Consider the following 5,069-nt stretch of genomic DNA (forward strand, 5'->3'; position numbering starts at 1 on the left):
ACCTCGTTCTCCTGCTCCAGCAGCCGGTTGCGCTTGCGCAACTCGCGCAACTCCTCGGCCTCCGCCTTCGTCACCCCGGGCTTCGCACCGGTCTCGACATCGTCTTGGCGCATCCAGTTCTGCAGGCACGTCTCGCTGATCCCGAAGTCCGCCGCGATCTTCCGCAACGGCACCCCGGGCTCACGGCCGCGAGCAACGCGCACGACGTCCTCACGGAACTCGCGCGGATAAGGCTTGGGCATGATGACATCCTCTCCAGCAGCACCTCTCGGCACCACAGATCAGGTGTCACCCATCCGTGCAGCAGACCCATCGAAGCCGACTACCACTTCGAAGAACACAACGGTGTGGTCACCGGGACAGCGAACGGCGCGGGCGAAGCCGTCGCCCTGACCGATCTTGTCACCGAGGACACCCCGGACGGTCAACACGCCGCCTGGCGGCAGCAGATCACCAGGCCCCTCCGACTCAATCTCGAATACGACGTCACCATCACCGGAGACACCCTCACCGGAGAATCTCGCGCGGGACGCCTCCCACGCACCCGTGTCACCGGGCGAAGGATCACCGCATGAGGGCGTCCACCCGCTGCATTGGCACGTCCACGCTCTCACCCGGATCGTCCTGGCCGAACAGGAACGAGGTTCATTGCGCATGAAGCTCAATCGTTCACCCGCAATGATTGTTCTGCGGGTCCTGTCCGCTCTGGAACTGATCTCGCTGGCCGTCATCCTCACCAACAGGTTCACTGTTCACCTTCCTGTCGTGACCTCGACGGGCGGGCCGCTGCACGGCCTCTTCTATGTGTCGACGATCCTGCTGGCGCTGTTCCTTCCGCTACCCCGCGCTTCGAAGTGGCTCGCGGCCGTCCCCGGTGTCGGCGGCGTACTCGCCCTCTGGCGGGCACACCGGCACACTCCGGCCCCGGCAGACGAGCCCCCGTCGGCGCTGGATCTCACGGACGAGCAACGCAGACAGGCGATCGTCATCGCTGACCGTGTCACTGCAACACTGTCCAGCGACACGCGGATCGGCCCACTGAGTTTCGCCGTACCGCGCGGGACGATCACCGGGCTGGTCGGACCGAACGGAGCGGGAAAGACCACGGCGCTGCGGCTCCTGTGCGCGCTGGTGGCACCGTCGAGCGGCAGCATCCTCACCGCAGGCGACCCGTCCGGTGCCGCCGCGCGGATGGGTGTGCTGATCGACTCTCCGGGACTGCTGCCCAGCCTCACCGCCAGGGACAACCTGCTCGTCCTCACTCGCTTGGCCGGATGGGAACCTGCCGTCGTAGATCAGGCGCTGGAACGTGTCGAGATGACCTCGGCGGGGCACCGTTCGGTGGGGACCTTCTCGCTGGGAATGAAGCAGCGGATCGGTCTGGCGGCAGCTCTCCTGGCAGACCCGGACATCGTGATCCTCGACGAACCGACGAACGGTCTGGACCCTCGCGGGAAAGCAGACCTGCGCGTGTTCTTGCGGGAACTTTCTGCCGAAGGCAAGACAGTCATCCTTGCGACGCACGCACTCGACGAGGTCGACGAGCTCTGCGATCACCTCATCGCGATGGATCGCGGACGCGTGATCTTCCAGGGCAGACCGGCGCAGATGCGTCGGGTGATCCCCGAGACCGTCCTGTGCCGTGCAGCCGGTCCGTCTGAGCGTGACGCAGCGGCAGCCGCCTTCGTCGACGCGGGATACGAGGTTGCGCTTGACCGGGACGCCATACGAGTCACCGCCGATACCGGCCACGGTGCTGTCCTCAATCGCCTCGCGCAGAAGGCCGGAGTAACGCTCACGGAGATCACCGCAGAACGGCCCACGCTGGAGCAGGCGTTCCTGCACCTGACATCCACGCCCGCCACCCCTGACACGCATGACCGTGCAGGAAGCGAAGAAGAGGATGTGGAGGTGCCGGCGTGATCGGTGCGTTCTCGTCCGCGTGGACGATGCTCAAGCGTCCGACGATCGTGTGGCCTCTGCTGGCGGCGATCGTCGTGTTCTCCGCGATGTCGATCGTGTTCACCTTCTCGACCGCAGCCGCGCCCGGAGGATCGCGTTTCACGGACCCTCCCACCCTGCTCGCCGACCTCGCCTACCCCGGCGCGCTGGTGCAGTTCGTCGGCAGGCCTGTCATGGTCACGGGCCTGGTCGTGCTCGCCGCGTCCATCCTGCACGTCACCGGCCAGTACTCGTCCGGTCTTGTGCGGATGCAGTTCGTCGTGCAGCCGCGCCGTTCGACTTGGCTGCTGGGGAACTGGGCTGCTCTGGCAACTGCGGCGATCGCCTGCGCGCTCATCGGAGCGCTCACCGCTGTCGCCTCCGGCTACGTGTGCGCAGCGATCTGGGGAGTCGACACCGGCGAATGGGTGAGCGGGCTCGGCGGCGCAGCCGGCGCGACCGCGAACCTCGCACTCGGCATGGTCGCGTTCGCGCTGGCGGGTGCGACACTCGCGCTCTGGTTGCGTTCGTCGATCGCGGCGCTCACCGTTGCGCTGGTGTACGCGCTCTTCGAGAACATGATCAACGCCGCCGCACCATTCGGCCAGGGTCTCATGCCTGCGAGCGCATTCAGCACCGTCGCGACATCCGGCCTCAACGGGAACCTCTACCTCCCGTCGCTGATTGCCACGATCGTGCTGACCGTCGCGTTCACCGCGGGCGCATTCGGGCTGGTCGTGAACCGGAACGTGACCGACTGATGGCCGAGCACCACACCAGCCGTCGCGCGTTCCTCATCGGAGGCGCCGCCAGCCTCGGAGCCGCAGCCGCAGGCGTGGCCGCCGGAACACTGCTGACCGCCGCCGTTAGCCCGGAGACCGTGTCGGATGCGGAACCCGATACGCAGACCACGGTTCCCTTTTACGGCATCCACCAGCCTGGCATCGCCGAACCACCGCCTGCTCAGGCGGCGTTCCTCGGATTCGACCTCGCGCCAGGAACCAGTCGCACTGCTGTCGCCGAAGTCATGAAGAAGTGGACTTCGCTTTCAGCCGCGCTCGCAATGGGCGACACCTCGGCCGATGAATCGCTCGTCTCGGTGGGAACCGCACCTGGCCGGTTCACCATGACCGTCGGGATCAGCGGCCCTGGACTGGATGCGCTCGGCGCTGACCGCCCCGCACAGCTTGTCGATCATCCCGTCTTTCCCGGCGACCAGATCGACGAGCGCATGTCGTTCGGGCACATGTTCGTGCAGTTATGCTCAGCGGACCGCGTCTACCTCGCCGGTGCGGTTCGCGCGGTGCGGCAGTCGGCAGCGGCCGCGTTGACGCCGCGATGGCAGTTCAACGGTTTCCGTAACGCGGATGCCGACAGCGCGTCGCGCAACGGCCGCAACCTCATGGGCCAGATCGATGGCACCAACAACATCGCCGCCAGCCGGGCTACCGAAGGCGGGGCGGTCTGGGTGAAGGACGCCGGACCCCGATGGCTGGTCGGGGGAAGCTATGTCGCGATCCGACGGTTCCGCATGCTCCTGGGTGCGTGGGAAGACACGCCACGCGGCACGCAGGACCGTACGATCGGCAGGCATCTGGATACCGGCGCCCCGATCGGTTCCCATCATGAGCAGGATCCGGTCGACCTGGATGCGACAGACGCCTCCGGCGCTCCCCTAATTCCGCTCGACGCGCACATCCGGCTGGCCGCACCCCGCCGCGGCGCTGACGAGGAGATGCTGCGACGGTCGTACTCCTACTCCACCGGGCAGTTCGACAGCGCGATGGGCGATGAGGAAGCCGGACTGATCTTCGTGTCCTATCAGTCCGACCCCACATCCAGTTTCATCCCTGTGCAGCAGCGTCTCGCGGACAGCGACGCGCTGAACCGGTTCGTGATCGCCACGTCGAGCTCACTGTTCGCCGTCTTCCCCGGCGTCCAGGACTCCGACGACTGGTACGGACGAGAGCTGCTGTCGTGACACGCTCGGCACCAACCAGCGCACCAGCGGAACCCCGCGCACGGTCCTGCCGCGTCACCAGACCCGGACAGGCGAGGACCACATCGACCATGAGGACGCACCAAGGGATGAGATCTCTGACAACCCGTTTCTCCGCGGCCGCTGCCGCCATCGTTCTCGTGCTGACCGGCAGCGGATGCACGAGCGCACCCTCGGAACACGACGAGCTACGCGCATCCGCCATCACGATCGCGGAGTTGCCAGGGCTCGGTGACGTTCTCGTCGACGGTGAAGGCTTCGTCCTGTACGTCTTCGAACCGGACGCCGCCCAGACGGTGACCTGCACCTTCACGTGCGCCAACAGGTGGCCCCCGCTACGCGCGATCGACGGCGGTACCCCAACCGCGGGAGACGGTATCGACGCCTCGCTCATCAGCACACTGCCGAACCCCGCCGGTGGTGAGGTCATCACCTACAACGGTTGGCCGCTCTACGGCTACACAGCCGACACGAGTCCCGGGGATGCGCACGGACAGGACACCTACCTCAACGGGGGCGTGTGGTACGTCATGCAACCCGACGGCCAGCCCCTGATCCCATAAACGCGCCCGAGACCGACTCAAGGAACGCGGCCGCCCCCGCGGCGTCAAACGCAACGCCGAGGGACGCCTCGTCGAAGGGCAGATCACCACGAACTGGAAGCGAGCCCTCGCGCAACTCGCGCTCGCCTACCCCGACCGAATCCAGCCCTACCTCTAGAAACCGAGCAACACCCGCTTACACAAACAACTTGACAGGCTCGTCGAGATCCGGCGGGTGATCTGCACGACGGATGAAAAAGTCAACCCGTCGTCATCCCCGCGTCATTGCTCGTCGCGAAGCGCGCGGTCGGCGCGCCGGCTGGCCTGCGGGTCTGCCAGTCCGCGATCAGCCGCTCGTAAGCGTGCTCGGTCGCCTCGGCAATCTCGCGCTCGTGGCGGCGCCGCCCGGTGTCGTTGTAGTCGTGGCCGGCTCCTCGGCGTGCGTGCGCCTTCGGCGCTCCCGCGGTCAGCTCGAGCTTGCGCTGCTTGAAGGCGACCAGGCTCGGCCTGGCGAACGCGTAGTCTTCGTCCTTGGTCACGAGGTTCCATGCCAGGACGGTCATCTTCCGTGCGGTGGCCACGACCGC

The 5,069-nt window shown here is 66.6% G+C and carries 6 protein-coding genes and 2 pseudogenes; 6 read left to right on the forward strand and 2 right to left on the reverse strand.

Annotated elements, in window-relative coordinates:
- A partial coding sequence (locus H563_RS18235) for an IS3 family transposase (RefSeq protein WP_022883229.1) occupies positions 1–242 on the reverse strand: 242 nt, incomplete at its 3' end.
- A 105-nt stretch (positions 243–347) separates the two neighbouring features.
- Here H563_RS18235 and H563_RS17815 point away from each other — a divergent pair.
- The 6 genes and pseudogenes from H563_RS17815 to H563_RS18040 form a co-directional block, all read left to right on the forward strand.
- Entirely contained in the window at positions 348–575 is a 228-nt protein-coding gene (locus tag H563_RS17815) for a hypothetical protein (protein WP_245556866.1), read from the forward strand.
- Between the two features lie 79 nt (positions 576–654).
- Entirely contained in the window at positions 655–1,923 is a 1,269-nt protein-coding gene (locus tag H563_RS17020) for an ABC transporter ATP-binding protein (protein WP_081416333.1), read from the forward strand.
- Positions 1,920–2,702, forward strand: coding sequence for a hypothetical protein (locus H563_RS18115; protein WP_022883231.1), 783 nt, complete (start codon positions 1,920–1,922; stop codon positions 2,700–2,702). The genes H563_RS17020 and H563_RS18115 overlap by 4 nt, the downstream gene beginning before the upstream one ends.
- Positions 2,702–3,922 (forward strand): Dyp-type peroxidase, encoded by a 1,221-nt coding sequence (locus tag H563_RS18120; RefSeq protein WP_022883232.1) that lies wholly within the window; start codon positions 2,702–2,704, stop codon positions 3,920–3,922. Before H563_RS18115 ends, H563_RS18120 begins: the two co-directional genes overlap by 1 nt.
- A 107-nt stretch (positions 3,923–4,029) precedes the next feature.
- Positions 4,030–4,503, forward strand: a complete 474-nt coding sequence (locus tag H563_RS17550) for a COG4315 family predicted lipoprotein (RefSeq protein ID WP_245556867.1) — start codon at positions 4,030–4,032, stop codon at positions 4,501–4,503.
- Positions 4,502–4,660 (forward strand): annotated as a pseudogene (locus H563_RS18040) (IS256 family transposase); the annotation flags it as partial. The gene H563_RS17550 and the pseudogene H563_RS18040, both read left to right, overlap by 2 nt.
- Before the next feature lie 82 nt (positions 4,661–4,742).
- Here H563_RS18040 and H563_RS18125 read toward each other — a convergent pair.
- Positions 4,743–5,069: pseudogene (locus H563_RS18125) on the reverse strand (hypothetical protein); the annotation flags it as partial.

This window comes from Gryllotalpicola ginsengisoli DSM 22003 (assembly GCF_000419445.1).
Taxonomy (GTDB): domain Bacteria; phylum Actinomycetota; class Actinomycetes; order Actinomycetales; family Microbacteriaceae; genus Gryllotalpicola; species Gryllotalpicola ginsengisoli.

Bases quoted from the DNA above. Each gene is read 5' to 3' on its own strand.
- H563_RS17020 (WP_081416333.1), top strand. From the start codon at position 655: ATGAAGCTCAATCGTTCACCCGCAATGATTGTTCTGCGGGTCCTGTCC.
- H563_RS18120 (WP_022883232.1), top strand. From the start codon at position 2,702: ATGGCCGAGCACCACACCAGCCGTCGCGCGTTCCTCATCGGAGGCGCC.
- H563_RS17550 (WP_245556867.1), top strand. From the start codon at position 4,030: ATGAGATCTCTGACAACCCGTTTCTCCGCGGCCGCTGCCGCCATCGTT.